The 26,509-nt window shown below is 47.6% G+C and carries 25 protein-coding genes and 1 riboswitch; of the genes, 15 read left to right on the top strand and 10 right to left on the bottom strand.

The features are described from left to right. The first annotated feature begins 13 nt into the window (after positions 1-13). Complete coding sequence (locus DXN05_RS15125; protein ID WP_211330064.1) at positions 14-904, top strand: sugar phosphate isomerase/epimerase family protein; 891 nt, start codon at positions 14-16, stop codon at positions 902-904. A 130-nt stretch (positions 905-1,034) separates the two neighbouring features. Beyond that, positions 1,035-2,057 (top strand): glycoside hydrolase family 43 protein, encoded by a 1,023-nt coding sequence (locus tag DXN05_RS15120; protein WP_158559267.1) that lies wholly within the window; start codon positions 1,035-1,037, stop codon positions 2,055-2,057. 7 nt (positions 2,058-2,064) lie between these two features. Here DXN05_RS15120 and DXN05_RS15115 read toward each other — a convergent pair whose 3' ends face one another. Continuing rightward, positions 2,065-2,961, bottom strand: a complete 897-nt coding sequence (locus DXN05_RS15115; protein WP_116848110.1) for a pirin family protein — start codon at positions 2,959-2,961, stop codon at positions 2,065-2,067. Between the two features lie 451 nt (positions 2,962-3,412). Here DXN05_RS15115 and DXN05_RS15105 point away from each other — a divergent pair, with 451 nt between their 5' ends. Continuing rightward, positions 3,413-3,664 (top strand): hypothetical protein, encoded by a 252-nt coding sequence (locus tag DXN05_RS15105; RefSeq protein WP_116848109.1) that lies wholly within the window; start codon positions 3,413-3,415, stop codon positions 3,662-3,664. 68 nt (positions 3,665-3,732) lie between these two features. On the opposite strand, the gene DXN05_RS15100 is transcribed toward DXN05_RS15105, so the two are convergent. The 3 genes from DXN05_RS15100 to DXN05_RS15090 all read right to left on the bottom strand — a co-directional run bounded on the left by DXN05_RS15100 (position 3,733) and on the right by DXN05_RS15090 (position 6,730). After that, the gene (locus DXN05_RS15100) at positions 3,733-6,117 is read right to left on the bottom strand and encodes an ABC transporter permease (protein ID WP_116848273.1); all 2,385 of its coding nucleotides are present in this window, start codon (positions 6,115-6,117) and stop codon (positions 3,733-3,735) included. Positions 6,118-6,222: 105 nt separating this feature from the next. After that, positions 6,223-6,384, bottom strand: a complete 162-nt coding sequence (locus DXN05_RS15095) for a hypothetical protein (RefSeq protein WP_211330063.1) — start codon at positions 6,382-6,384, stop codon at positions 6,223-6,225. A gap of 67 nt (positions 6,385-6,451) precedes the next feature. Beyond that, on the bottom strand, positions 6,452-6,730 hold the full coding sequence (locus DXN05_RS15090) for a hypothetical protein (RefSeq protein ID WP_116848108.1): 279 nt from the start codon (positions 6,728-6,730) through the stop codon (positions 6,452-6,454). Between the two features lie 82 nt (positions 6,731-6,812). On the opposite strand from DXN05_RS15090, the gene DXN05_RS15085 reads away from it, so the two are divergent. The 5 genes from DXN05_RS15085 (at position 6,813) to DXN05_RS15065 (ending at position 12,167) form a co-directional block, all read left to right on the top strand. Then, positions 6,813-7,691, top strand: a complete 879-nt coding sequence (locus DXN05_RS15085; RefSeq protein ID WP_147313931.1) for a hypothetical protein — start codon at positions 6,813-6,815, stop codon at positions 7,689-7,691. Positions 7,692-7,693: 2 nt separating this feature from the next. After that, complete coding sequence (locus DXN05_RS15080; protein ID WP_116848106.1) at positions 7,694-8,395, top strand: hypothetical protein; 702 nt, start codon at positions 7,694-7,696, stop codon at positions 8,393-8,395. Positions 8,396-8,624: 229 nt separating this feature from the next. Beyond that, on the top strand, positions 8,625-9,302 hold the full coding sequence (locus DXN05_RS15075) for an HD domain-containing protein (protein ID WP_116848105.1): 678 nt from the start codon (positions 8,625-8,627) through the stop codon (positions 9,300-9,302). Then, entirely contained in the window at positions 9,268-9,810 is a 543-nt protein-coding gene (locus DXN05_RS15070) for a Pycsar system effector family protein (protein WP_116848104.1), read from the top strand. Before DXN05_RS15075 ends, DXN05_RS15070 begins: the two co-directional genes overlap by 35 nt. A gap of 32 nt (positions 9,811-9,842) precedes the next feature. Beyond that, the gene (locus DXN05_RS15065) at positions 9,843-12,167 is read left to right on the top strand and encodes a tetratricopeptide repeat-containing sensor histidine kinase (RefSeq protein ID WP_147313930.1); all 2,325 of its coding nucleotides are present in this window, start codon (positions 9,843-9,845) and stop codon (positions 12,165-12,167) included. Between the two features lie 40 nt (positions 12,168-12,207). Here the strand turns inward: DXN05_RS15065 and DXN05_RS15060 are convergent, their stop codons facing one another. Continuing rightward, positions 12,208-12,888, bottom strand: a complete 681-nt coding sequence (locus tag DXN05_RS15060; protein ID WP_116848102.1) for a metal-dependent hydrolase — start codon at positions 12,886-12,888, stop codon at positions 12,208-12,210. Positions 12,889-13,075: 187 nt separating this feature from the next. Then, entirely contained in the window at positions 13,076-13,477 is a 402-nt protein-coding gene (locus DXN05_RS15055; RefSeq protein ID WP_116848101.1) for a winged helix-turn-helix transcriptional regulator, read from the bottom strand. Positions 13,478-13,549: 72 nt separating this feature from the next. On the opposite strand from DXN05_RS15055, the gene DXN05_RS15050 reads away from it, so the two are divergent. Beyond that, complete coding sequence (locus DXN05_RS15050) at positions 13,550-14,188, top strand: short chain dehydrogenase (RefSeq protein ID WP_116848100.1); 639 nt, start codon at positions 13,550-13,552, stop codon at positions 14,186-14,188. Between the two features lie 201 nt (positions 14,189-14,389). On the opposite strand, the gene DXN05_RS15045 is transcribed toward DXN05_RS15050, so the two are convergent. Then, entirely contained in the window at positions 14,390-14,791 is a 402-nt protein-coding gene (locus DXN05_RS15045; protein ID WP_116848099.1) for a winged helix-turn-helix transcriptional regulator, read from the bottom strand. A gap of 260 nt (positions 14,792-15,051) precedes the next feature. Between DXN05_RS15045 and DXN05_RS15035 the strand changes: the two genes are divergently transcribed. Next, positions 15,052-15,864 (top strand): MBL fold metallo-hydrolase, encoded by an 813-nt coding sequence (locus DXN05_RS15035; protein ID WP_116848097.1) that lies wholly within the window; start codon positions 15,052-15,054, stop codon positions 15,862-15,864. A gap of 476 nt (positions 15,865-16,340) precedes the next feature. Here the strand turns inward: DXN05_RS15035 and DXN05_RS15030 are convergent, their stop codons facing one another. Further along, entirely contained in the window at positions 16,341-17,348 is a 1,008-nt protein-coding gene (locus DXN05_RS15030; RefSeq protein WP_116848096.1) for a DUF481 domain-containing protein, read from the bottom strand. Between the two features lie 236 nt (positions 17,349-17,584). Between DXN05_RS15030 and DXN05_RS15025 the strand changes: the two genes are divergently transcribed. Together DXN05_RS15025 and DXN05_RS15020 are read left to right on the top strand one after the other, a co-directional pair. Next, positions 17,585-17,980, top strand: coding sequence for a hypothetical protein (locus DXN05_RS15025; protein ID WP_116848095.1), 396 nt, complete (start codon positions 17,585-17,587; stop codon positions 17,978-17,980). A gap of 257 nt (positions 17,981-18,237) precedes the next feature. Beyond that, positions 18,238-18,486 carry a hypothetical protein gene (locus DXN05_RS15020; protein ID WP_116848094.1) on the top strand — a complete coding sequence of 83 codons (249 nt, stop codon included), beginning with the start codon at positions 18,238-18,240 and terminating at the stop codon, positions 18,484-18,486. A gap of 49 nt (positions 18,487-18,535) precedes the next feature. On the opposite strand, the gene DXN05_RS15015 is transcribed toward DXN05_RS15020, so the two are convergent. Both DXN05_RS15015 and metE read right to left on the bottom strand, forming a co-directional pair. Then, entirely contained in the window at positions 18,536-18,916 is a 381-nt protein-coding gene (locus DXN05_RS15015) for an acyl-CoA thioesterase (protein WP_116848272.1), read from the bottom strand. A 67-nt stretch (positions 18,917-18,983) separates the two neighbouring features. Beyond that, positions 18,984-21,308 carry a 5-methyltetrahydropteroyltriglutamate--homocysteine S-methyltransferase gene (metE, locus tag DXN05_RS15010; protein ID WP_116848093.1) on the bottom strand — a complete coding sequence of 775 codons (2,325 nt, stop codon included), beginning with the start codon at positions 21,306-21,308 and terminating at the stop codon, positions 18,984-18,986. 174 nt (positions 21,309-21,482) lie between these two features. Next, a riboswitch (cobalamin riboswitch) is annotated at positions 21,483-21,678 on the bottom strand. A 206-nt stretch (positions 21,679-21,884) separates the two neighbouring features. On the opposite strand from metE, the gene DXN05_RS15005 reads away from it, so the two are divergent. From DXN05_RS15005 to DXN05_RS14995, 3 genes are all read left to right on the top strand, one after another. After that, positions 21,885-22,520, top strand: a complete 636-nt coding sequence (locus DXN05_RS15005; RefSeq protein ID WP_116848092.1) for an alpha-ketoglutarate-dependent dioxygenase AlkB family protein — start codon at positions 21,885-21,887, stop codon at positions 22,518-22,520. A 134-nt stretch (positions 22,521-22,654) separates the two neighbouring features. Next, positions 22,655-24,838: a catalase HPII gene (katE, locus tag DXN05_RS15000; RefSeq protein WP_116848091.1), complete on the top strand. Its 2,184-nt coding sequence runs from the start codon at positions 22,655-22,657 to the stop codon at positions 24,836-24,838. Positions 24,839-25,023: 185 nt separating this feature from the next. Beyond that, positions 25,024-26,481 carry a DUF3943 domain-containing protein gene (locus tag DXN05_RS14995; protein WP_116848090.1) on the top strand — a complete coding sequence of 486 codons (1,458 nt, stop codon included), beginning with the start codon at positions 25,024-25,026 and terminating at the stop codon, positions 26,479-26,481. Positions 26,482-26,509 lie beyond the last annotated feature (28 nt).

Here is a 26,509-nt window from a genome sequence, read left to right as displayed (position 1 = left end):
ACAACTTCAGAAAATGAAACGAAGACAGTTTATTGAAAAAGCAGGAATCATGGGTGCATCGGCTATTTTGCCCTTAAAAGGCATAGCAAGCGCACAACCCAAATATAAAATGGGGTATCAGCTTTTCTCTGTCAATGAAGAAATGAACAAAAATCCTTTGGGAACATTAACTGCCCTGAAGAAAATGGGATACCAGGATTTTGAAATATTTGGATTTGATGATGAAAAAGACAGCTACTATGGAATAAAATCTGCTGCATTTAAAAAAATGCTTGATGATTTAAATGTGTCCGCCACCAGTGGCCATTATTCGTTTGCTCCTTATTTAGATAAATCTGATGATGACTTAAGGCGATTTGTTGACAGATGTATTACAGGGGCTAAAAACCTGGACAGTAAATACATTACATGGCCCTGGATAGCGCCCGAACAGCGAACGATTGACAATTTCAAATTGATGGCGCTTAAATTAAATAAGATAGGAGAGCAAATTACAAAAGCAGGTCTTGGCTTTGCTTATCACAATCATGGCTTTGAATTCGAAAGTCATGGAGATGCAAATGGTTTTAGTATCATTACCAGTGAAACAGATCCTGCATTGGTTAAGCTTGAAATGGATATGTACTGGGTAATGAATTCATCGAAATACACCCCGGGAGAATTGATAGATGCACAGCCCGGGCGATACGTGATGTGGCATATAAAAGACATGGATAAAAAAACAAGGGACTATACGGAATTGGGAAACGGCTCAATCAATTATCTTACACTGCTGCCTGATCCTGTTAAATCCGGGCTTCAATATTATTACCTGGAGCAGGGCGGTAATTTTGCGGTTAATTCAATGACGAGTGCTGCTGAAAGCGCCCAATATTTTAAACGCAATCTTCAAAAGTATTTGTAGCAAAACCGCTGAACCGGCTTTTACTTAGTATTATATGCAAACGTTAATAAAGCAAATGAATGCCGACAATATTTCTCGTCTAATAAAGAATTGCGCAGTGGTTTTTTGCCTGATAACAGCGGGTACAGCATTGCATGCGCAAGTAAGCACTACCTTAAAACCGATCACCAAAATAACCCCCGGAACTGTATGGAAAGATACGAATGGAGAAGTGATAGAGGCACATGGTGGCGGCATAATGCAGCAGGGTAATATTTATTACTGGTATGGTGAAAATCATGCAAAAGGAGAGGGCAACAAAACGGGTATATCCTGTTATTCTTCAAAAGATCTGCTAAACTGGCACAATGAAGGTGTTGTGCTTCCCAAGGAAGCATTGCCCGTGGCGTTCAGAGACAGCGGTGCGTGTGAAAGACCTAAAGTGATTTACAACGACCGCACAAAAAAATACGTCATGTGGATGCACCTTGTTGCCCGCGGGCACCTGGAAGCGGATGCCGGTATTGCAGTTGCAGATCAGCCGGCAGGGCCTTTTAAATATCTATATAAAACAAGGCCCATAAGGTACAATTATGGTTATAGGGGAGGGAGTGCCAGAACGTATGTTGGCGACCCGGAAGAGGAAACAAAAGGCAATACCTTTCGCGACATGACCCTGTTCAAAGACAGCGATAACAAGGCTTATGTAATTTACGCATCAGAAGACAATGCTACCATGTACATATCGCTGCTTAATGCGGATTATGAAGCAATAGCAACACCTGCAGTATTAAACAAAACCTGGGTGCGTGCATTGCCGGGTGCATTCAGGGAAGCGCCTGCAGTTTTTAAAGCCGATGGCTGGTATTACATGTTTACCTCCGGAACAACAGGCTGGAAACCCAACCCGGCAAAGGTTTACAGGGCTAAAACCATGTTGGGCAAATGGGAAGACATGGGAAACCCCTGCGCAGGTGATGAACAGCAAACCAGCTTTCGTTCTCAGCCAACCTGCGTAATACCTGCGCCGGGGCGTTCAGCCGGCAATTTCATTTATATGGGCGACCGGTGGGTTGGGGAAGCGTTGGCGCAATCCACCTACGTATGGCTTCCATTTTCTGTGCCGGCAGACGGTAATATCCGGTTGCAGTTTTATAAAGAATGGAGTTTTTAGTGAGCCGTTATTTAACCTGCTTTACTGCAGCACTGGTTTGTGGCAATGGAATATAGCCTGTTTCGCCGGGGATGGTGGGAAAGCGCTGGTTGGTCCAGTCGTCTTTGGCTTTTTCAATGCGCTCCATGCTGCTGGATACGAAGTTCCAGAAAATAAAACGCTGCTCGGGAAACGGTTCGCCGCCAAACAGGTACACAGTAGTGCCTGCGTTCATGGTAAACTCGCAAAGGCTGCTTTCTTTGGCTACCAGTATGCGTTTGGGTTCGTAGGTATGGCCTTCGCTCTCTACACTGCCTTCCAGTATATACATGCCTGCCTCGCCCTGCAGTTGCTGGCCTGCGTGGATGGTTTGGCGGCTGGTGGCTTTTATTTCAAGAAAAAACAGGGGGCTGTATACGGGTACCGGTGAGGTATGGCCCAATGCTGTGCCTGCTACCAGTTTATAGGTAACATCACCTTCTGTCCACTCGGGTATTTCTTCTTTTGATGCATGGTAAAAAGAAGGCTCCATCTCTTCCTTATCACGCGGCAGGGCTACCCATATTTGCAGGCCATGCAATTGTTTATCGAGCCCGCGCAGGTAATCGGGGGTGCGCTCAGAGTGGGTGATGCCTTTGCCGGCGGTCATCCAGTTTACTTCACCGGGTTTTATTTCTACTACCATACCCAGCGCATCGCGGTGCATAATGCTGCCTTCGATCAGGTAGGTGAGGGTAGACAGGCCGATGTGCGGATGCGGGCCAATGTCCATATTGTGATGGTCATCCATACTAACCGGGCCCATGTGATCGATAAAGATAAACGGCCCAACCATGCGTTTTTCGCGGAACGGCAGCAGGCGGCCAACCAGGAAATTGCCGATATCGGCAGAGCGTTCTTCAACTATGAGCTGGATGTTAGACATATGCTTTGTGTAAAATGATGGTGCAGATACTGGTGTGAGCGTAAAGTTACCGGTTAACCCTGTGATGCGCCAATAAATATTTGTACATTAGTAAGTAACAACCATGCCGTCAGCAACTGAAATATAGGTAACCTCTGTTAAGGCATTTTGCCCGGGACTTACGGATGATGCGCCTGCTCATCACCATGGATACACCGAAGGGGTGGTTCTACCTTATTTACCGGGCATCGCAATACCAGGTACTGAAAAACAGCGCAAATCAACCGGCAATGGCTTGCCTGGCTGAAAAGGACAGAACAAACAGGCAGGTTGCTGCGCTGAAAAAGTAGCCTGGTAAATGACCGGTCATTGAGTACTCAACAATTTATCAATAACAGGTAAAATTCAGAAAAGTAAGTCAGAGCGGCATATTCAGCAGGGTTTAGGATGCCGCCGTTGATATTTGCAGATAATGCCACGTCTTTTTCATATAAGCGAAACACCGGGAATAACCTTATTTGAGCCGCGGCCTTCGCCTTCGTTCTTTGAAGGTATTGCGGGTGAGGTGGTGTTTGCCATTGAAGAAAGATTGGTGGCAGGCTATTCAACATTCATCGCTGCAGCATTCCCTTATCCGCATGCGCAACGCACTTGCCTGAAACCTGCCGCACCTGGCCGATGTTTACAAATTCATAACATGGCTTTTGGGGTCTTTAAAAGGTAAACCCCTCACTTTTGTTGCCGCGTATGTTGACTATTCACTGTTCACCGGATTTCGATCACTACCACTCACTATTCGGTTCTTAAGCTTTTTACCGGGTTGGCTACAGCGGCCTTGATGGCCTGGAAGCTGACAGTTATAATGATGATGCATAGTGCACCGGCGCCGGCAGCCGCGAATATCCACCACGATAACGATGCGCGGTAAGTGTACTGCTGCAGCCAGTCGTGCATAAACCATGCGGCCAGGGGGCCGGCAATTACAAAAGCTGCTGCCACCAGCACTACAAATTCCTTGCTCAGTAAATTCCATACATCCAGTATGGAGGCGCCCAGCACCTTGCGTACGCCAATTTCTTTTTTGCGTTGTTCTGCTACAAAGGTGGTTAAGCCAAACACACCCAGGCAGGAGATCAATACGGCCAGTAAAGTGAATATGCCGGCCAGCTTGCCAATGCGTTCTTCATCACCGAATTTGCGGGCGTATTCATCGTCTACAAACTTGTATTCAAACAACTGGTCAGGACTGTACTTTTTAATGACAGGCTCAATTTTAGCGATGGCCTCACTTGCTGCAGCGCCGGGTTTTAAACGCAGTATGGCTACATTGCCGGGATAGTTGAGCAGGGTATACACAACAGGTTTGGCTTCGCCGTACGGTGATTCCAGCACCATGTTTTTTACTACACCGATCACCTTTAAGGGTTTGCCCCACCAGGTGATAAACTGGTTGAGCGGTTTGCTGAGGTTCATGTATTTAACCGCAGCTTCGTTCAGTATCACCGCAGAAGAATCAGTAGGAAAGTCTCTTGAAAAACTGCGGCCCGCCTGTAGTTGCCAGTTAACGGTTGACCCGAAATCAAGCGATGATGTCATTACACCAAAATCAGTGGACAGGTTGGGATCCTTACCCGGCCAGCTGAACCCGCTGGTGCTGTTCCAGATACCCGTGGTAGGACTTTCTGATTCGGCAACTGCTGCAACGGTGCCTGTTTGCAGCAGCTCGGCTTTTACGGCCTCAAAATGATCGTGCACTTTGCCTGATGCCAGCGGTATGGTAAGCAGGTTTGCCCTGGAGTAGCCCACAGGTCTGTTTTTCGCATATTGTATTTGCCGGTACACGGTAATGGTGCAGATGATGAGACATACAGATACCGTGAACTGTACTGCTACCAGTATTTTGCGCGGAATGGCAGCCAGGCGTCCTGCCTTGAAAGTTCCTTTTAACACTTTAACCGGTTTAAAAGAAGACAGGTACAATGCCGGGTAACTGCCTGCCAGCAACGCGGTTACCAGTACAAAAACAATAGCTGCCAGCCAGCACCAGGCATTGGTGAACGGCAGGTGCATCTGTTTTTCGGCAACCCTGTTAAAAAAGGGCAGGCTCAGCCATACAATCAACAGGGATATAACGAAGGCCATGGCTGCCATGAGGGCAGATTCGCTGAAGAACTGCAGGATGAGCTGGCTGCGCAAAGAGCCCATTGTTTTGCGCACACCCACTTCACGCGCGCGCCGCTGACTGCGGGCTGTACTCAGGTTCATGAAATTGATGCAGGCCAGCAACAGCACAAACAGGCCAATGGCGCTAAACATGCGAACGTATTTAATGGCGCCGCCTATGTTTACCCCTTCTTTAAACTCTGAATGCAGGTGCCACTTACTCATTGGTTGCAGGAACAGGGCAGGTTTCTTCTTCTGCAGTTGTTCATTTACCTTTTTCAGTTTGGCATCTTTTATTTTAAGCGAAGCGGCCCCGAAACTTACGTTATCATTCACCTGTGCAAACAGGGTAACAAAGTTGGGGCGCCAGGGATCTTCCGTGTCTTTGAGGTCGTTGTTGGCATGATACCAGGATTTCCAGGAGGCTACAAAACCGAGATTTGCAAAGGTAGAGTTGGCAGCAAAGTCTTTGTATATGCCCGCCACTTTTACGGGTGGCATCTGGTCAATCTTCAGGGTTTTGCCAACAGGGTTTTCGTTGTTAAAGAAAGCCCTGGCTGCAGATGCGGAGATGAGGATGGAAGAGGGATCTTTCAGCGCATTCCTGCTGCCTTGCAGCATATCCAGTGTGAACATATCCGGCATTTCACTTTCGAAATAACCGCCTGTTGCTTTGAGCCGCTTGTCGCCGATGGTCATCATATGATCGCCCCAGTTCACGGCCATGACCAGGCTTTTAAAATCGGCTCCGTAATTGGTGCGCAGTTCATTGGCAAGCGGGTAGGGTACACTCCACCAGGTTTGCACTTCGCCGTTGTTGCTCACGTTCTGTATGACCTGCGCAATGCGGTCGTAATTTTTAAATTGCTTGTTATACGTCAGTTCATCATACAGCCAGAGTGCAATAAGCATGGCTACGGACATGCCGATAGATAAACTGGCAACATTGATAAAAGAAGATAGGCCGCCTTTCCGGAAATTACGGAACGCAACCTGGAAGTAGTTTTTAAACATGACAGCGCTGTTGATTAGCAGGTAACAGTCAATTTTGGTGCGCACTTCATAAGTGGTTTATTTTCAGTGTTATTGATGCTGCGGCGGGCAGCTTCATTTGTCCGGTTACGATACAGTAGGTGTGCGGAATGGGTTAGCCACCGCCGCTTTAATTGCCTGGAAACTGATGGTTGCCAGTGCAATGGTAATGGCCATTAATCCGCCTGCGGCAAATAACCACCAGCTGATATGAATACGGTAAGCATAATCCTGCAGCCACTGGCTCATGCAATACCATGCAAGGGGTGCAGCAATGGTAAAGGCAATGGTGCGGTTTTGATACAGTTAATGTCACCTAACGAACATAGTCGCCAAACCATTGCAGCGTGCCATACAAAACACTGCCTGTTGGCTGTAGCGGCGTAGGGATGGTCATTGCAGCATTGGGCCTGTTTTTATTGCCAGCGCAGCTTTTGGAATGTGTCCTGTTGGCTGTACTTCCTTCAGGTACGCTCCATTTCCCGTTCGTTTTACGCAGTACACTGTCGATGCCTTTTTGCAGTTCAGCCTGCAGTATGGTGATGAATATACATGAAATTTGATTGAGTAGCCAATTGCCGGCGCGCCGTTGCATTCGTCAAAAATCTCTTAACCTTTAGTTGAAAGTGTCTAATATGCACAAACTGATAAGCTATAGATTTATAAATAATCTCCCAATGGCAAAAGGCAGCTCCGGGACACTAAAATATCTCAACAACAAACTTGCAGGAGGAGCAGTAAACCAGAGAGGTAACGACTACGAGACTTGCGTAGCCATAAGCAAGCTATTGCAACTGGTAAATGCTTTTTCCGCTCAATTAAGATTGATAACTATATCAAGTCAAGTCCACGCGTTTGTTGATGACCTATATATTGAAAACCTGATACCAGGCGAAGTAACGGAAACATACCACCAGTTAAAAACTTCTTCGAAGAAGCTCTATTGGGGCAACAAATCAAAAACTGGAAGCTTACATTTCGATTTTAGTAAACAGGCCGCTTTACTAAAACGCAGGCATGTGCATTTTCAGTTGAAGCTGGTTGTTGCCAACAAGACAGTTTACAACAACGCAGTACTAAAACTTCCCCAATCACTTAAAAAAATAACAGCGGTTGAGTTATTTCCCTGGCATGATTCAATAAACCAGCAATTAAGATTAAATCCTTCATTTCGTGCAACCGCCGCTGCGTTATGCGCTTTTAGCGAAACCGATAAACTGGAATCGTTGGTTGCACATTTCGCAGGTGCCTGGGCCATGTGCCATAAGAAAAACATATCGCTGGAAGCATTCTTTGATCTTGTTAAATCCAGAGGTCTGGCATTCCTGAAATCAACCTTCCATCCGGCTCTCCACCCTCAGGCAAAGTTGATCCTCGATACTATTCCTGGCTTTCACTACCAACTTGCGCATGGCTATTTGGTTTGGAATTTTTCCTCGACTGACAAGGGGAATATTCCCCATTACCTGGATTCCAGCGAATTTCGTAATATTGAGAACGAAATACTTACACAGAAGCCTCAGACTTTTTACGACCTAGAACAAATAATTTCCTGACAATGAGAAAGTTAAGCTCATATGCTGCACAGTCTGCCGGAGTTAGAACTTTACTCGACAAGCTCGCAGATAACAATACCGGAATAGACGAATATAAGGCATCATTTTATGAACTGGGCGTGGCCCTATCATCCGTAATTTGGGAAACTCAGCACTTATTGCCAAATTTAAAGGTAACCTTAGCCTGTTCCTCAGAAGATGCTGATTGGCTTTCGAAAGGTATTTTAGATGATTTCAAGCGGCATAAAACAGATATTAACCTTGCGGTTTTTTGGAATAGCCGGACAAATCCGTTTGAGGACACAAATTATACCGTTGCTCCAATTACTAAATTTTATATAGAACCCTACGAAGAAGTAGATCTTTTAATCATCTGTAAATCTATCATAAGTACGTCTTGCGTCATTCGAACTAACTTAAATTATCTGATCGAGCGAATTGAGCCTAAAAAGATATTTATCGCATCGCCTGTTTTGTTAGCCAATTCTATAGGAAAGCTGAAAAATGAGTTTCCTCAGGAAATAAGTGACAAGTTTGATTTCTTCTATTTTGCAGAAGACCAGGATTTAAACGATAAAGGTGAAGTTGTGCCTGGCATTGGAGGTTCTGTCTATCAAAGGTTAGGGTTGGTTGATTCCCTTGCAAAAAACAAATATATTCCGGAAATTGTACGGGAACGCCGTGAGAGAATTTCCGAGAGATAAATGAGCCGATCGTGATCGATCGTAAGTTGAATAAAAATAATAACGAGCCAGCTTTTATGCTGGCTTTTTTAATACCAGCACGCAGAAGAATCAAAACGCAATACCAGTTATTGAACAGAGTGGTGAGCCCCACGCATAAATCATACAAGCATTGCTGCGATTTCTACACATTTTAGGCGGCAAATAAAAGCGATAGCCCGAAAACACGCCGCACCTTTACCAGACTATTATGCACCCGAAAAAGCTGTTAAATAAAGAAGCAAAATACGTAGCCCGCTGCTTTAAGAAGAAGGGGAAGGATAAACTGTGTTTTCACAATTTTGCGCATACGCGTTATGTGGTAAAACAGGTGAAACGCATTATCCGTGGTATGAAGCTGCCCGAAAATGATGTGTTCGTATTGCTGTCTGCAGCCTGGTTTTACGATACAGGTTATTTGTTAACCGGCGATACCGGCACTATGAGCGCCTTTAGTGCACAGGCATTTCTCGAAGATCAACCGGAAGATAAAACCATTGCACCACAAGTGGCGTCATTGCTAACAGCAGTGTACAGCAGGCAGAAACCGCAGAACCTGCCGGAAGAAATATTGTCGGATGCTGTACAGGTGTATTTGGCAAAAAGAAGTTTCTGGAAAAAGAATGAACTTTGCAGGAAAGAAACCGCCTGGCTACAACACCGCAAAATAAGCAAGGCCGAATGGATGCAGGTAACGCTCGATTTTATGGAGCACCATACCTACTACACCAGCTATTGCCGCGCTGCGCTGGATACGGCAAAACAGGAAAACCTGCACAAACTAAGGTCTAAGCTGCAGGCGGTGCAGACCGTGCAGGCTGTACAGGCAACGCCGGTGGCAGATGCCGTTGACGATGACGAAAAAAAAAAGACCGGAACCGCCAACTGATTTCGTCTTCAGGTTCATAGCAGGCAATGCACAGCGCCTGAGCAAAATGTCGGATAAAAAGGCGCACATACTCATTACCGTGAATGCCATCATCCTCTCGGGTGCGCTTTCCCTGGTGATTAAAAAGCTGGAAGACGAAAGCACGCTGATCATCCCCGCATTTATACTGCTCGCCGTAAACCTGCTTTCCGTAATGCTGGCAGTGCTGGCTACACGGCCTTCCCTTTCAAAAAGAGTACTCCCCAAAAACAAATTCGGCTACCGGGAAGTGAACCTGATGTTCTTCGGCAGTTTTTACAAACTGATGCCGCATGAATATACCGCAGGTATACGGGAGCTGGCCGGCGATGAGGAAAAGCTGATGCATGCGATGACGAGAGACGGCTTTTTCCTGGCAAGGGCGCTGGGAAAAAAATACCTGCTTTTGCGCTATGCCTACAGCGTTTTTATGGTTGGCCTTATTGTTTCCATTGTAGCCTTTGCAGTGGTGCTGGCCGTAATAGCGTAGCAGACTTGCCTATTATTGCTATTTTTACCGCCATGAGTGATGCAATGCGTGGTTGGACAGCAGGCAGGGAATGCTGCTGTTATCCCCTTATTTTACTGCTGTGGCCGGGTTTGCTGCTGTTGCTGCTATGCCAGCCTGTGCATGCGCAGACCGGGCCGGATGCGTCGGAAGATGAGCTGATGGAGCTAAGCACCGCTGCGCTCACCCGCCTGTACAACAGTACCGGTGAGGATGCGCACCGCGTAAAACTGCTCGTGATAATGGGGGAGCGCCAGACCTATAAGCCGGGCGAAAATATTGCCGATCTCGATAGCGGCCGTGCTTACCTGCAGGCTGCATTGCAACTGAATAAAAAAGTGGGTTCTGTTGAATGGGGCTACAATGCCCTGATGGAGATGGGCGCCCTGTACTATGAATATGAAAACAAAACAGACAGCGCACTGTATTGGTATAATACCGCTATTAACCTGGCCCGCAAAAACAAGGATACACGTGAAGAGGCCATGATATTGGCCAACCTAGCTTACAGAACGCCCATTTACAAAAGGGATTTCCTCAACAAGCGCCTGGAGTATTGCACACGCGCATTCCAGCTTTTTTATTCGCTGAATAAAGACGATGAAAAGGGGATAGACATGCTCAAGAATATGGCAGATTGCCATTTCAACCTGGCACAGTACGCGCTTGCAGAAAAGGAACTGAAGCAGGTATTGGACATGTACAATAAAATTCACTTCAAAAAACTGCACTTTACGTACGACCTGCTTTCTGCCGTAAGCCGCATGAAGGGCGATTTGCCGCAGGCGCTCTCCTACGCAATACTGGCGGTAAACAGCATGGAGGAAACAAAAGACAGCGTGCAGGCAGGGTATTTTTACCGGCGGATGGCGGATGCGTACGATGATATCGGCAACCGTACGGAAAGCCTGCTGTATTCCCGCAAATGCTTCGAGGCCTTTAAAAGGCAAAGCACTACCATGCTGTATCCTTCACTGGTTGATCTTGCAGGCAGGATGATCAGCGAAGGGCAGGCAGCTGAAGCCGTTAAACTGGTGAACGAAACCACGCAGCATTACCCTGTGGTGAGCGGCATGGAGGCCGCACTGGCCATTGTGCGCGGCGATTGTTACAAGGCCATGCGGCAATATGCACTGGCAGAGCAGTTTTACCTGCAGGCCCTGAACCCGGGTAACGGATCGACCAATACTTTTGATGTATATTACGACCTGGCTGATTTGTATGTGATGCAGCAAAAATATGCAGCTGCTGCCGGCCAGCTCAACTACCTGCTGGAAAAGGAGGCCATCAAATACCTGCCGCTTGCCCGCGTGCGCGATGTGCACCTGCTGTTGTTTAAAGTAGATTCTGCCACCGGTCATCCTGCTTTAGCCATCAATGAGTACCAGCAATATACCCGCCTCAAAGATTCACTGCTGAACGGTGAAACGGCCAAACAAATGGCTGGGTTGCAGATACAATACCAGACCCGCGAAAAAGAAAAAGACAACGAGCTGCTGCGCAGGCAAAGCCAGCTGCAGCAGAAAGAACTGGATAAATCGAACCAGCTGCGCCGCTTTATCCTGGCGGCTTTGCTGTTGCTGCTGTTTATTATCGTACTGCTGTACAACCTTTATAAAATAAAACAACGCAGCAACCGGCAATTGCAGGCCCAGCAAAAAGAAATACAGGATGCCTACGATGCGCTGGCCCTTTCTTTAACACAGAAAAACAGGCTGCTGGATGAAAAAGAGTGGCTGCTCAAAGAAATTCATCACCGCGTAAAGAATAACCTGCAGCTGGTAATGAGCCTGCTGAATACGCAAACGCATTACCTGCAGGATGGGGTGGCGCTCACGGCCATTAATGAAAGCAGGTACCGCCTGCGTTCCATTTCGCTTATTCACCAGAAATTGTACCAGTCCGATGAAATGTCGGCAGTAGACCTGGATGGTTATATCAAACAGCTGGTTACGTTTTTACGGGAAAGTTATGCGCGCCCGGCTATCCGGTTCGTGGTAACAGTAGCTGCGGTGGAAGTAGATGTATCGGTTGCAGTGCCGCTCGGGTTGATTATTAATGAAGCCATCACCAATATCTTCAAGTATGCTTACCCGGATGCAGCCGGTGGCACTGTACACCTCACCCTGCAGCAACATCCTTGTGCGCTGGAACTGGTGATTACAGATGATGGCACCGGCCTGCCTCCCGGCTTTGATCTGCAGCAAAGCCATTCCATGGGCTTTACCCTGATACAGGGGTTGGCAGAGCAGCTGGATGGAGAACTACAGGTAGTAGCAGGCCCCGGGCTAACCATCCGCCTTAATTTTCCCTTACCTGAAGGGCATGCTGCCTTTTAATAAAAGAGGGTGTACCCTGCGTGTTTGCATTTATATACAATTATATATCTATGCTGGTACCAATGCCGGGTAAATGAAGTGTAATCCCGGCGTTTGCAAATGCCTGAATGGCTGCTGCCTTATCCAGCTTGATAGCAGGGAAGGTGTCGTAATGCACGCCAAGCACATGCGTTACGTTTAACAGCTTTGCGGCTTCAATGGCTTCGTCAGTACCCATGGTTAATACATCGCCAATGGGCAATACTGCAAAGTTCAGTTTGGCCCACCGGGGCACCAGCTGCATGTCTAAAGTAAATGCTGCATCACCGCTGTAGTAAAAGTTACCGGCAGCTGTTTGCAAAGCAAACCCTGCAGCAATGCCAGCATAACTACCATCAGGGAAGCTGCTCGAGTGCAGCGATGCAAATGATTTGGCCGAGCCGAAATCAAAAGAAACCTGTCCGCCGGGGTTTAAGGGATGCGCTTTTTCCAATCCCTGTTTTGTGAAGTATTGGTATATCTCGAAAATGCCAACGAGCATTGCACCCGTGCGACCGGCAATCGCAGCAGCATCCAGTATATGATCAAAATGCCCGTGCGATAAAAAGATATAGTCGGCTTCAATGCTGTTGATATCTATCGCGTGCGCCAGTTCATTTCCGGAAATAAACGGATCAAATAAAATGTGCTTACCGCTGATAGCTGCAGAAAAACAGGAATGTCCGTAATAGGTAATTTTCATCTGAATGGTTTTTATTGTTAAGGAATGGCCGTTGCTGCTAATGTGTTACTTTATTTCGTAACAAGGAGTGGTGTTGTGTAATGGTGATACACGCGGCGTTGTGTTTGGTTCAGATGCGGGGAAAAGAATAGGAAAGATCTGTATCGGTGAGCGATAAGGTGTTTTTGCCCGGTTTTGCGTGCATGTATTAACCGGCACCATCCCAAAGGCAGCTGTTATCATAGGGCAGTTGTGCATGCGCCAACTGTTGTATGCCCCATTTTTCCATGGCAACGATAACTGCTATTAACGACTGCCCGGCCCCGGTGAGCGAGTATTCTACTTTCGGCGGCACGGCAGGGTATAATTCACGGTGAAGAATGCCCTCTTGCGTGAGTGTTTGCAATTGCGCACTCAGCACAGCAGGGGTAATACCTGCAATTGATTCCTGCAACTGGCCGAAACGTTTTGCTTCATTACGCAGTTCCCAGAGTATCTGCATTTTCCATTTGCCCGATAATGCAGCAATGGTGGCATGCACCGGGCAATTATTTTTCCTGTTTTCTTTTTTGTTATAAGCCTGTGTGTCAACGATACTATTGTTTTTCATACTTACTATGCTTGGACGAACGTATTTTTTATGCGGGTGGCAGTATTTTCCTTTGCTGCCTAAAACCCGTATATGAAAGTAATACTTATTGGTGCAACAGGCACGGTGGGCAGTATAGTACTGGCAACACTTTTACAAAACAGGGAGATAGAAGTGATAACTGTTTCCCGCACCGGCAAAACAGATCTTCATGCCGATATCAGCGATCCGGATGCTGTGGCAAAGCTGTTTGGTGCAACAGGATCGTTTGATGCCCTGATCAATGTTGCAGGCGATTGCTGGATTGGCCCCTTTGATGAGATGACGGAAGACAGCTGGTATACCGGTATTCGCAGTAAACTGATGGGGCAAATAAACCTGGTAATGATGGGTAAGGCATATATCAACGAGGGCGGCTCTTTTACGCTTACATCCGGCTTTCTTTCCGACGATCCGGTTAAAGGTACCATCAACTACAGCGTGGTGAATGGCGGTATCGACAATTTTGTACTGGCTGCGGCTACAGAACTTTCCCGTGGCATTCGCATCAACGCGGTAAGTCCCGGCCTGGTATTGCCGGCAGGCCATAAAGGCATGTATGCGGCAACGCCGGGTCAGTACCCGGTTTCACATGATCGTGTGGCGTATGCGTATTACAAAAGCGCATTCGGTTATTTAACAGGGCAGGTGTTTCGCGTATGGGAACCTTCCACACAATACCTGCGCAAATAGGCCTTCCCGCCGGCGCCGGCAATAAACGTGGTGATTACTTCTTTTCAGGAAGAGAATACAGGTGATGGTACAGAATATATGAACGATGCATTGCGGAAGCGTACGGCAGCAAAAGGTAGTTTCTTTTCATGTAGTAATGGTTGATCCTTTTAGTTTAACCTTGGCCGTAGGGGAGACAAAATCTCAGGAATGGCTGGATGGTTACCGGTTTGATGGTTGAGCGGCAGGTAAAATCGATGTCTCTTCCGTGCAATCATGTCCTGGTATAGCCGTGATATTGCTTTTGGCCATTTGCTGATCGCCCCATACGCGCAGGTAGTTGATAAACGGTATCAGTTCCATTCCCACCTCTGTCAGACTATAATCCACACGCGGGGGTACTTCATTGAATACCTTGCGGTGTACCAGGCCGTCTTCTTCCAGCTCACGCAATGTCTGTGACAGCATTTTGGGTGTTATGTCCTGTATAACACGGCGCAGTTCGCCATAGCGCAGCACTTTGTGGTTGTGCAGGTACCAGAGCAGCCTGCCCTTGTATTTGCCGCCGATGCGGCGAAAAGCATAGTCTACCGCGCAGATACCCGTGTTTGAATTTTTTTGCATAACGCCTGTTTTTTATGACCTGATTATCAATAATACTATGGTTTTGGTAACCAGCCTACTTAAAAGTGCCTACTTGTTTCGCTTTTCTACAGCCGGTATTTTTACGTACAAATATAGCAACATGCAAAGACGAACTTTAATGCGGAATTTATTACTGGCAGGATTTGGATATGCATTACCCCTGAACCGCCTGCTGGCCTTTTCACCAGTTTAAGCTGGGCGAACTGGATATTACAGTAGTAACAGATGGTTATATAAAAATGGCGCCGGTACAGCCCTTGTTTGCACCCGATGCACCTGCTGCCAGCGTAGACAGTATCCTGCGCAGCAATTTCAGGCCAACCGGCGAGGTAGACCTGGGCATGAATATACTGCTGGTAAAAACGGCCGGTAAGCTGATCATGATAGACAGCGGTTATGGCAGCTATGGAGGTCAGGCGAGTGGCTGGCTGCCCCAATCGCTCACAGATGCAGGATTTGCCCTCACCGATATTACCGATATTGTGGTTACGCATGCCCACCCTGATCATATCGGGGGATTGCTTACCACCAGCGGCCAGTTTACTTTTCCCAACGCCACTATTCACATGAGCGCACTCGAGCACAGGTTCTGGACGGCTGACAAGCCCGACTTGTCTAAAAGCAAATTCAGCGACAAGGCCCTGCTCGAAAAGATCATCGGCATCATCCACACTACACTGGCAGGTATTAAACCCAAATTGCAGCTGTTCGATTACAACACTACCTTACTGGGCTGCATCAAACCTGAACTGGCCCCTGGCCATACGCCCGGCCATACGCTGGTACACGTATCTTCCGGCAACGAAACCCTGGTGCATGTAGCCGACCTGGTGCATTCTGATGTATTGCTGTTCCCGCACCCCGAATGGGGCTTTTTCGGTGACAGTAATTTTGAGCAGGCTGCTGCCACCCGCAGTAAAGTACTGGCCGCACTGGCAAATGGTAAAACAAAGGTCTTTGCCGGTCACCTTGCCTGGCCCGGCCTTGGCCACGTACGCGCAAAAGACCAGGCGTTCGAGTGGGTGCCGGAGGTGTATGCGTATCCGGTTTAATGTTCAAGTGTTCAAATAGTTTAAAAGTTCAAATGGTTCAAATGGTTCAATTGTTCTCTGGAGAAGTCCGAGGCCTAACCCAATGGAACTATTAAACTATTTGAACTATTGAACTTCTCCTTGGCGTTACATTTTATAACGTTTATTCCTAATGTATCAGGTTGATTTAAAAGACATTATTATGCCCGTAAAGGACACGGGACTATGTAGTATCAAAATAATTCAATAACTATGTTGAAACAATGATTCAACCCCCTAACCCAATAGCGTTTTAACCCCTAATCTATTTAACCCTAAGCCTTGGTTTGTTTAAACCTTGGCTTTTTTTATGTCCCTGCATCAGGGTTGTAACACCGTTTCTCCGCTTATACCACTCCGCAAAAATCCCTTCGGGAAAAATTCCATTGATCTATCCAAGCAGTCTTCGCACAAGGCCAACGTTAAACATGAAACATTAAACCTTCAAACTAAAATAACTAGTTGCCAAACTCATACCCCACGGTAAAGTTGATGTTGTAGTCATTGGTTGACGATGCACCTGCCGGGGGACGGCTATCATAGTTATCATAGAAAGTAAGCCCGATGGTAAAGTTGTGGAACACTTCAATCTTCGTGCTCACATCAATTTCCAGTCGTATACGGCCCCAGTCGCTTAGTGCCGGGTACATATAGAAATCGGTTTCGAGCGACAGTTTGGGCGAGGTGTTGTAAAACCGCTTGTATTGTGACAACACCAGTGCATCCAGGTTCTTTGTATAGCCGGGTGCATCGGTAGCCTGTTCCGTATTCAGCGAAAGACCGGCAGCAGCCAGCAGCCGGTTGTGGTTATTGGCGAGAATGGTTTTACCAAAGGCGCCATTGAGCAGGAAACGGTTGGCGATACCCAGCTCCGTGTTCTCCTGCCAGCCAAGCTCCCCGGTAATGAAATTGGCTTTTTTAAGATAATGGAGATTGGTCCATTTAACATCCTGTTTGCGGGTAAGCGTACTGTCTGACAGTTGCTGGTTGCGGATAGTGCTGGCTGCAAGGGAGCTTTCAAATGAAGGAACGCGGTAGGTAACAGATCCCGAGAAATTCAGCTGCAGGATATTGCCCGACTTGGCATAACTGCACCCGGCATTTGCGCTTCCGCTGAAGCGTTTCACAAACCGGTTTTCGATATTAACCATCTCCACAATATCATCCAGTGTATAACCATGCCGCTGGAAGAAATTGCTGTCCACCTGCTCAACCAGGTGCTCGCCATGCCGCAGGGTAATATCAAATACTTTGACAGAAACCACACGGTTTACCTTTTCCCATTTGATGGAGATGGTACCCGGACCGTCCATTTTAAAGGTGAGTATGGCGAGTTTCATGCCCTTGATTTCCCCGGTAAGAATATCGCCGTTGGTTAAATAGACTTTATCATTTTTCTGACCGATGCTGTATAAACAACAAATATTCAGCAATAGCAGGCTTATATATTTTCTGATATAGCGCATGTGGGTATAGTAAAACAGCTGTGGTTTGCCGGCGGGCAGGAGCGGAGCATAAAAGTAGTTACAAAGGCAGCCTCCTCAAACCTGTAACGGTTACGAATGTTTTGCTTCACAGGCTATCCGCTAACCGCTATCTGCTAAAAGCTCTTCTGTGTATTGCGCAAAAAAATCGGTGAGTGATGTATACGGGCGGGGGCAGCAGGGTTTGTAACCCTCAAAAATTATTATCTTGCCGGCGCATGTTGCTGAAACGCCCAAAGCATCAACTGGCTTTCCGGATTTTTCTGATAAGCGCATACACCGCCTACTTTGCGGTGCATGTATGCCTGCGTTTTTTTGCCCCGCACACCGATATCGCCTATTCAGTATTCCTCAAACAGCTGAACCGCGAAATACAGCAGCAAAGAAAAAGCCTCTCCGCTTCCGATGATGTGGAAGATTTAAAAACAAGCAAGGTAGGCTGGCTGTATAAACGTTTTGCACCCAAGGCGGCTGTAGAACTTACCGGTACGCCCGTGGTACACATTACCCGTTATTTTTGTGTGGCAGGCAGCATGCCTGCTTACGCGCAACCTGCATTGTACAATCATTTCCTGCTTAGCACAGCATTGCGTGCGCCTCCTGCCATCGCTTAACATAAACGATGCATTATGCCGGCCTCCCGTATAGCGGGTTATGCCTGCATTTAATTTTATTGTAACCAATTCAGCCAAGATTTTTCGCAACCCATAAACCAACAGCCAGGTATTTTCTGAAAGCTGCGGGGCTTTGTTTCATTGTCATGTATGCATTTCACGAAATATACCTGTGCACGATTTGTCTATTGGCCACTCCATTCCTGGAGTGGCATTGGCTTTTATATTTTTCATTCAGCATTAACGGAGGATTTAACGTGAATAAAAGATTTTTCTGGTATAGTGGATCGCTGCTCGAAGCAGTTGTGCAACCTACACGCCATCAGTTTCAGTTCAGTGTGTATTGCCTGGAACCATTGTTTACCGAACTGTTCCGCGCAGAGCATATTATTATTGATATTATGAAAGTGAGCCTCGCGGCTGTTACCGGTGAGCTGTTGTTTACTGACTTTTACCAGCAGAATTTCATCAAGGCCATCAGGGAGGTGATTGAGGTTGATGCGTGAGGGGGAAAGCGTGCGGCTGCACACAAGAATAGCCGCACGGCATTTTGCGTTATGCGATTGGCGTTGGCTTTTTATTGGCATCAATGGCTACCAGGGTAAACTCACCGCTGATGGCTTTTTCCCTGCCGGTTGCGTACATCTGTTCAATAAAGATTTCCACTTTTACTTTAACGCTTGTTCTGCCAACGGTAACAACCCGGCCTACCAGTTCAATAATGGTACCCATGGCTATGGGTTTGGTAAAATCAATGCGGTCGCTGCTTACGGTTACCATGCGCTGGCGGCTGTAACGCGTGGCGGTAATAAAAGCCACTTCATCCATTAAAGCCATTGCTGTGCCGCCAAAAAGTGTGTCGTAGTGATTGGTAGAATCGGGGAATATTGCCTTGAAAATCCTGGTCGTAGAGGCCTCAACCTGTGCTTCATTCATCTTTCGCTGGTTTATGTAGGTAAAGCAGGCTGCACCGCAGCACAGCCTGCCGTCAAACTTACATAAATTATGCATGCACTTCTACCAGCTTTCGCAGTTCACGCGCAGCCTGCACCATTTCGTGCAGCGCTGCTTTTGTTTCAGGCCAGCCGCGGGTTTTCAGTCCGCAGTCAGGGTTTACCCAAAGCTGTTCTGCAGGTATTACTGCGCGGGCTTTGTCCATCAGGTCAACCATTTCCTTTTTGGATGGCACCCTGGGTGAGTGGATATCATATACACCCGGGCCAATTTCGTTGGGATATTTAAACTCCGCGAAAGCATCCAGCAGTTCCATCTGCGAGCGGCTGCATTCGATGGTAATCACATCTGCGTCCATACCGGCAATATGACTGATGATGTCATTAAACTCCGAATAACACATATGTGTATGTATCTGCGTAGCGTCTTCCACACCACTTGCTGAAATCCTGAAAGCACGTACTGCCCACTGCAGGTAAGCTTCCCAGTTTTCCTTGCGCAGGGGCAAACCTTCACGTATGGCGGGTTCATCTATCTGTATCACCTGTATGCCTGCTTTTTCCAGGTCTGTCACTTCATCGCGTATGGCGAGGGCTATTTGGGTGCAGGTTTCACTGCGTGGCTGATCGTTGCGCACAAAGCTCCATTGCAAAATAGTAACAGGGCCGGTGAGCATACCTTTCACCAGTTTCGGTGTAAGGGACTGTGCAAAGGATGTCCAGCGTACCGTCATAGGCGCAGGACGGTTTACATCGCCATAAATAACAGGCGGTTTCACACAGCGGCTGCCATAACTCTGTACCCAGCCATTTTGAGAGAACACAAAACCATTCAGCTGTTCGCCAAAATACTCCACCATGTCGTTACGTTCAAATTCGCCATGCACCAGTACATCCATATCAATTGCTTCCTGCCAGCGTATAGAGGCTTCCGTTTCATTGGCAATCAGCTCATCGTACTGCGCCTGTGTAAGATCCCCCTTTTTCCATTTGGCGCGCCAGCTACGTACTTCTGCTGTTTGCGGGAACGAGCCGATGGTAGTAGTAGGGAACAATGGCAAGCGCAATGCTTCGTGCTGTTTCACTTTACGGCTGCTGAAGGCACTGTTGCGCGCAGCGTCTTTATCTGTAATCGCGGCAACTCTTTGTTTAACGGCCATGTTATGAATAAGGGCAGATGTATGGCGGTTTTTCTTCGCCTGTATGTTTTCTTTCAGCTGTGCTGCTGCGGCCTCATTGTTTTCACCGCTTGCCAGCTGTTTCAGCGTAATCACTTCTTCGATCTTCTGTTTGGCGAATGCCATCCATTGCTTGATTTCGGGGGTTAACACCTGCTCATTTGTTTCCAGCGCCAGGTCGCACGGTACATGCAGCAGTGAGCAGGAGGGAGCTATCCAAACCCGGCCTGCGCCCAGCTGCCCAACGGCTTTACTAATCAGCGCAAGTGATGCTTCAAAGTCGTTTTTCCAGATGTTTCTGCCATCTACCACACCCAGCGACAATATGGTGTGTGAATGCGTAATATTGGCTGCCAGTATGTCTTCCAGCTGCGAAGGGCAACGCACCAGGTCGAGGTGTAATACCTGTACCGGCAGGTTCAGTACGGTAGTTAAGTTTTCGCCATAACATTCAAAATAACTGGCGAGGATAAGGCGCAGTTGCGGCAGCTTGTTCCTGATTTCCTGGTAGGTTCTGGCAACTACCTTTCTTTCGGCATCGGTAAGGTTAAGCGAGAGGCAGGGCTCATCCAGCTGCACATAACAGGCCCCTGATGCTTCCAGTCTGGTTAATACTTCAATGTATACAGGCAGCAGTTTGCTGATGAGTTCAATGCGGTTAAAGCCGGTTTCTTTTTCCTTGCCCAGCAACAGGTACGAGACAGGGCCCAGCAACACAGGCTTTGCATTAATGTTATTGCGTTTGGCTTCATTAAACTCGTTCAGCACTTTGTTGTTAAACAGCGTGAACTGCTGGTTGGCCGTAAACTCGGGCACAATGTAATGGTAGTTGGTATCAAACCATTTCGTCATTTCCATTGCAGTAATATCATAGCCGTCTTTCTGGTAACCCCTGGCCATGGCAAACAGCAGGTCAATATGTGGCAGCTGTTTGTCGTGCATCAGGTCGTGGTACCTGGCCGGTACAGCGCCTACCATCAGGCTTGTATCCAGTACCTGGTCATAAAACGAGAAGTCGTTACAGGGAACCAGTTCAATGCCGGCTTCTTTTTGTAAAAGCCAGTTCTGCAGCCGGATAGCATGACCAATTTGCATTAATTGTTGTGCAGTGATCTTACCTGACCAGTACTGCTCCGAAGCTTTTTTGAGTTCCCTTTGGCTGCCTATCCGCGGGTAGCCGAGGTTGTGTGTTTGCATGTTCAATGCTTTTAAAATGATAGAATCAGTTAAAAGCTCTTTGCTTAACCTGCAATGCCTGTGAAGAATAAGTAGAAATGAAATATATGCACACGCAGGTATTGCCGCAACCATACAATAGGGCCGGCCGGGTAGTGCATACCAGATCAACAACTGCTTCATTCCGCGAAAGCATTGTCAAATACAATAAAGGCAGGTCTCCTGGCTTGTAACATTTTTACCGTCCTTCCCATCCCGGCGGCCAGGCCCGGACAGTGGACAACAAGGGTAAAAACTGCTGCGTTACTTACAGTTGCGGGACAGCTTGTGATTTACACACAATTCCCTATTAATCCCGTGTAAAACGGGAACCTCTGTTGCTTGATACGAGATATAAAGAAAAGAACTGGCCCGCAAATTAGTTCTTTTTAAAGATTATACCATAAACAATAGCACAATGGTTGCCTTGTTCTGATAGTGGGGCCCGCTTCCGCCCGTGAACTTCAAACGTTAAACCTCCAACTTTAAACGTTAAAACCCGGCTTAGTAAAAAGCTAATATTTTTAGCATTTCATTTCCTTTCTGTATCTTTACGCTATGACACTTTTCAACGATGTCGCGTTGTTTGACGAAGGAAAAAAGCGCTTCACCGACTTCCATTTGCCCGGGGCTGACCTGCGTTTATGGGAGCAGTTTTTCGATAAAGCAACAGCAGACGACTACTACACCACACTGCGTGATACAACGCCATGGAAGCAACGCGTACGGCAGATGTACGACAGGGTAGTGCCAGACCCCAGGCTCACCGCTTTTTACGGCGGTGCCAACGGGTATGCATGGACAGAACTTTTACTGGCCATTAAAGAACTGGTAGAAGCAACGGCAGGTGTTCAGTTCAACAGGGTGCTGCTGAACTACTACCGCGATGGCAATGATTCTGTTTCCTGGCACAGCGATACATTGCCTGCAGATGGCATACATCACCCCATTGCATCCGTTACTTTTGGCGATACGCGCCTGTTCAAAGTGCGGCATAAAACAGACAAGCAGGTACCGCAACTGAGCATCCCCTTAACACACGGCAGTTTCCTGTTAATGGGCCATACCATGCAGGATGTATACGAACACCATGTACCCAAAACAAACAAACCTGTAGGCGGAAGAATCAACCTCACCTTCCGCATTTCCGAACCCGCAAAGCCGGTATATTTCGTTGATGACATCGCGCGGTAAGCCCGGCAGCAACCCCATGCTGTAGAATTGTTACACAAACAGCGCTGGCTGCGGCTTGCTTTCCGTCAACAGCAGCTCAACTGTTTACGTGGTACTAAAATTGATGCAGCTGTTGCTAAACCAATCTTCTTCGTATGGCCAAATCAACCAAAAAGGCGGGTGCCGGTGCGCCTGCCGATCCCAAGCTGCAAGACCTGCAAGCCAATACCGAATCAGGACAGGATCAGTTTCTTACCACCAACCACGGACTTAAAATCAATGATGACCAGAATTCGCTGAAGGCAGGCGACCGCGGTCCCTCGCTGCTGGAAGATTTCATCCTGAGGGAAAAGATCACCCACTTTGATCATGAGCGCATACCCGAAAGAATTGTGCATGCAAGAGGTTCTGCAGCGCACGGCTTTTTCCAGGTATACGAATCAATGGCTTCCTATACCAAAGCAGGCTTTCTGCAGGATCCGTCTGTGAAAACCCCGGTGTTTGTAAGGTTTTCAACAGTTGCCGGATCCAGGGGATCTACTGATCTTGCCAGGGATGTGCGCGGCTTCGCGGTTAAATTTTATACGGAAGAAGGCAATTTCGACCTGGTGGGCAATAATATGCCTGTATTTTTTATACAGGATGCAGTAAAGTTTCCTGACCTGATACACGCCGTAAAGCCCGAGCCTGACAATGAAATACCACAGGCCGCATCGGCACACGACACCTTCTGGGACTTTATTTCCCTGATGCCCGAATCTGCACACATGATCATGTGGGTAATGAGCGATCGCGCTATTCCCAGGAGCCTGCGCATGATGGAAGGCTTTGGTGTACACACTTTCCGGTTGGTGAATGCACAGAACGAAGCCTGCTTTGTAAAGTTTCACTGGAAACCTTTGCTTGGTGTGCATAGCGTAGCATGGGATGAAGCGCAGAAGATCTCCGGTAAAGACCCCGATTTTCACCGCAGGGATTTATGGGAAGCCATCGCAAACGGCGACTTTCCCGAATGGGAACTGGGCGTGCAGATTATACCGGAGCAGGACGAACACAAATACCCCTTCGATTTGCTGGACCCCACCAAACTTATTCCCGAAGAACTGGTGCCGGTACAACGCGTGGGTAAACTTACCTTAAACAGGAACCCGGATAACTTTTTCGCAGAAACAGAACAGGTCGCTTTTCATGTAGGCAATATTGTACCGGGCATTGACTTTACCAACGACCCGTTGATGCAGGGCAGGCTTTTTTCCTATACCGATACACAGCTCATTCGGCTGGGCGGGCCCAACTTTCATGAAATACCCATTAACCGTCCCGTTGCACCTGTACACAATAACCAGCGGGATGGACATATGCGCCAAACAATCAACACAGGCCGCACCAGCTACCATCCCAATTCATTGGGCGGTGGTTGTCCCTTCCAGGCAAAGATGGCAGAAGGTGGTTTTACTTCGTACACGGAAAGAATAGATGCGCATAAAGTGCGGCAACGCAGCAAGAGCTTCTTTGACCATTTCAGCCAGGCCACCTTGTTTTACAACAGCCAGTCTGATGCAGAAAAAAATCATTTAACAGATGCCTTAAGCTTTGAACTGGGCAAAGTGGAAACCGTAGCTATCAGGGAGCGTATGCTGGGTATTTTGTTTCATATAGATAAAGGGCTGGCCTCAGCAGTAGCCTATAATCTTGGTCTGCCTGTTCCCAAACATGAAACCATTCTTAACCACAGCATTCCTGCAGACGGTGACCCGCAGGCGTTTCAGCCGGTGCATGTAAAGCCATACCTTGATAAGTCGGCACCGCTGAGTATGGCAAACACCAGTAAAGACAGTATCAAAACAAGAAAGGTAGCCATACTTGCAGCAGACGGGGTAGATGCTGCTGCATTAACAACCGTGGTAAACGCATTAACTGCACAGGGCGCTGTGCCAGAAATCATCGCACCCAGGCTGGGCTCTATTACAGCAGAGAATAAAGAAGAAATTCCCGTGCGGAGAAGCCTGTTAACCGTGGCGTCTGTATTGTACGATGCCGTGTATGTACCCGGCGGTACCAATAGTGTAGCCTCCATTGCAGCCGACCCTGATGCCATTCATTTCTTAAACGAAGCATGGCGGCATTGCAAAGCAATTGCATTTGATGAAGCCGCAAGGCAGGTGCTCGAAGCCACCTATTTCGCAAGGAAGGTGCCGGCAAACCCTGATGCAGCAACACAACTGGAAACAGGATTAATACTGTCAGCAAACGCAGACGAACTGGCAAAAACATTCATCGCCGCCATTGCCATGCACCGTTTCTGGGAAAGAGAAAAACCACAGAAAGTACCTGCCTAGTGCAGGTTGCGAATGATAAAACCCGGATGGCGCATGAGCACTTATGCGCCATTCTTTTTGTTTTACGCAATAAAACCATTCAACCAGCATGCTTACCCTGTAACCGTTACAGTTTTGCCTTCGTTGTTACACAAACTAGTTTTGTCCAGGTTGTATCATAACCCTGTTGCAGCCTGTACAATAACATGCCCGATCAAAAACTTTCCCACCGCTTTCTGCAGTACTTTGTTTTACTGGCTGCCGGCCTCTGTGCATGGAGCATACAGGGGTATAGCCAAACAGACAGCTTAAAACGTGCAGACACCACGATACATGCAGATACCATTCGGCATACCGATACATTGCAGATACCCGATTCCGTTGACCTGCCGCAGAAAAAGCGCTTCTGGCGTGCATCCGGTGAGCTGATGCTGGCGCAGGTTATTCCATGGTCAGTGAATTATTTTATTCGCGATGCCGACTTTGCGCACATCAGCTTCAGCAGTATCTGGTACAATCTCAACCTCAGTCACTGGGAGTGGGACGATAATAAATTTGCCACCAACCAGTTTGCGCATCCCTACCAGGGCAGTTTGTACTACAGCTCCTTCCGCACCAATGGCTACAGTTTCTGGCAGGCGGCACCGGCTGCCTTTGCAGGCAGTTTTATGTGGGAAGTAGCAGGCGAAACACATCCCGGCGCACCGAACGATTTTATCAATACCAGCATGGGCGGTATATCATTGGGTGAAATGAGTTACCGCGTGGCCAACCTTGTGGTGAACGATCAGCAACGCGGGTTCAAACGCCAGCTGCAGGAAATCGCTGCCCTGGTCATTAACCCCATGTATGGCTTTAACCGCATATTGGATGGCAAATGGGGCAGGGTGCGCAGACCGGATAATCCATCACTCAAGCGGGTTACCCTGCACGGCCTGCTGGATGGAGGTATACGCCAGTATAGTGAAAAGGAAAGCGACCTGTTTAAACGTGGCAGGAACGAATGGTATGCAGGCCTGCGTTTCCTGTATGGTGATCCGTTTAAAGATTACCGCAAGCCCTTCGATAACTTCCTGCTGCAGCTGGAAGTAGGTGGTGGCGATACCGCGCACATTAACGTAGTAAAGGTGGGAGGAAACCTGTATGGCTGGCAATTGAGCAGCACTGCCAAAGCCACACATATCGGTGCTATCACTGCTAACTATGATTACTACCGCAACTCCAGCTTTTTCTACAGCGGGCAAAGCATCAACTTCAACGTGTATTCCAATTTGCCATTCAGCAGAAATGTACACCTGTACAGCCAGCTCGGCGCTGGTATCGTGATATTGGCAGCCGTGCCGGATGCTTACCTGTACTACGGTGAAGGCAGAAACTATGATTACGGTCCCGGCATAAGCTTGCTGCTGAATGAACGTTTGCAGCTGTTCCGGAAATTATGGTTCCATGTCACCTACCGCGGCGGGTGGACAAAAACCATCAATGGTAACAAATCATCTTTCTTCCTGCACGCCTTTACCTCCGAGCTGCGTTACGATATGTTCAAGAATGTATCCGCCGGCGTAGAGTGGGGATATTTCTTCCTGGATGGCACCTACAAGGATTATGATGATGTGCAAAAAAAATACCCATACCTGAAAGCAGCAGTGGGGATACAGTTTTAATGCTTGGGGATGTGCTACGCCAGTGCAC

Origin of the sequence: Deminuibacter soli, from assembly GCF_003412455.1 — a bacterium.
GTDB classification, from domain to species: Bacteria; Bacteroidota; Bacteroidia; order Chitinophagales; family Chitinophagaceae; genus Deminuibacter; species Deminuibacter soli.
The sequence above is the reverse complement of the archived record's forward strand: the minus strand, read 5'-3'. Positions and strand labels throughout refer to the sequence as shown.

Excerpts from the sequence above, each read along its gene's own strand:
- DXN05_RS15125 (WP_211330064.1), top strand. The coding sequence starts at position 14 with ATGAAACGAAGACAGTTTATTGAAAAAGCAGGAATCATGGGTGCATCG.
- DXN05_RS15115 (WP_116848110.1), bottom strand. The coding sequence starts at position 2,961 with ATGTCTAACATCCAGCTCATAGTTGAAGAACGCTCTGCCGATATCGGC.
- DXN05_RS15105 (WP_116848109.1), top strand. The coding sequence starts at position 3,413 with ATGCCACGTCTTTTTCATATAAGCGAAACACCGGGAATAACCTTATTT.
- DXN05_RS15100 (WP_116848273.1), bottom strand. The coding sequence starts at position 6,117 with ATGTTTAAAAACTACTTCCAGGTTGCGTTCCGTAATTTCCGGAAAGGC.
- DXN05_RS15095 (WP_211330063.1), bottom strand. The coding sequence starts at position 6,384 with ATGAGCCAGTGGCTGCAGGATTATGCTTACCGTATTCATATCAGCTGG.
- DXN05_RS15090 (WP_116848108.1), bottom strand. The coding sequence starts at position 6,730 with ATGCAACGGCGCGCCGGCAATTGGCTACTCAATCAAATTTCATGTATA.
- DXN05_RS15085 (WP_147313931.1), top strand. The coding sequence starts at position 6,813 with ATGGCAAAAGGCAGCTCCGGGACACTAAAATATCTCAACAACAAACTT.
- DXN05_RS15080 (WP_116848106.1), top strand. The coding sequence starts at position 7,694 with ATGAGAAAGTTAAGCTCATATGCTGCACAGTCTGCCGGAGTTAGAACT.
- DXN05_RS15075 (WP_116848105.1), top strand. The coding sequence starts at position 8,625 with ATGCACCCGAAAAAGCTGTTAAATAAAGAAGCAAAATACGTAGCCCGC.
- DXN05_RS15070 (WP_116848104.1), top strand. The coding sequence starts at position 9,268 with ATGACGAAAAAAAAAAGACCGGAACCGCCAACTGATTTCGTCTTCAGG.
- DXN05_RS15065 (WP_147313930.1), top strand. The coding sequence starts at position 9,843 with ATGAGTGATGCAATGCGTGGTTGGACAGCAGGCAGGGAATGCTGCTGT.
- DXN05_RS15060 (WP_116848102.1), bottom strand. The coding sequence starts at position 12,888 with ATGAAAATTACCTATTACGGACATTCCTGTTTTTCTGCAGCTATCAGC.
- DXN05_RS15055 (WP_116848101.1), bottom strand. The coding sequence starts at position 13,477 with ATGAAAAACAATAGTATCGTTGACACACAGGCTTATAACAAAAAAGAA.
- DXN05_RS15050 (WP_116848100.1), top strand. The coding sequence starts at position 13,550 with ATGAAAGTAATACTTATTGGTGCAACAGGCACGGTGGGCAGTATAGTA.
- DXN05_RS15045 (WP_116848099.1), bottom strand. The coding sequence starts at position 14,791 with ATGCAAAAAAATTCAAACACGGGTATCTGCGCGGTAGACTATGCTTTT.
- DXN05_RS15035 (WP_116848097.1), top strand. The coding sequence starts at position 15,052 with ATGGCGCCGGTACAGCCCTTGTTTGCACCCGATGCACCTGCTGCCAGC.
- DXN05_RS15030 (WP_116848096.1), bottom strand. The coding sequence starts at position 17,348 with ATGCGCTATATCAGAAAATATATAAGCCTGCTATTGCTGAATATTTGT.
- DXN05_RS15025 (WP_116848095.1), top strand. The coding sequence starts at position 17,585 with ATGTTGCTGAAACGCCCAAAGCATCAACTGGCTTTCCGGATTTTTCTG.
- DXN05_RS15015 (WP_116848272.1), bottom strand. The coding sequence starts at position 18,916 with ATGAATGAAGCACAGGTTGAGGCCTCTACGACCAGGATTTTCAAGGCA.
- metE (WP_116848093.1), bottom strand. The coding sequence starts at position 21,308 with ATGCAAACACACAACCTCGGCTACCCGCGGATAGGCAGCCAAAGGGAA.
- DXN05_RS15005 (WP_116848092.1), top strand. The coding sequence starts at position 21,885 with ATGACACTTTTCAACGATGTCGCGTTGTTTGACGAAGGAAAAAAGCGC.
- katE (WP_116848091.1), top strand. The coding sequence starts at position 22,655 with ATGGCCAAATCAACCAAAAAGGCGGGTGCCGGTGCGCCTGCCGATCCC.
- DXN05_RS14995 (WP_116848090.1), top strand. The coding sequence starts at position 25,024 with ATGCCCGATCAAAAACTTTCCCACCGCTTTCTGCAGTACTTTGTTTTA.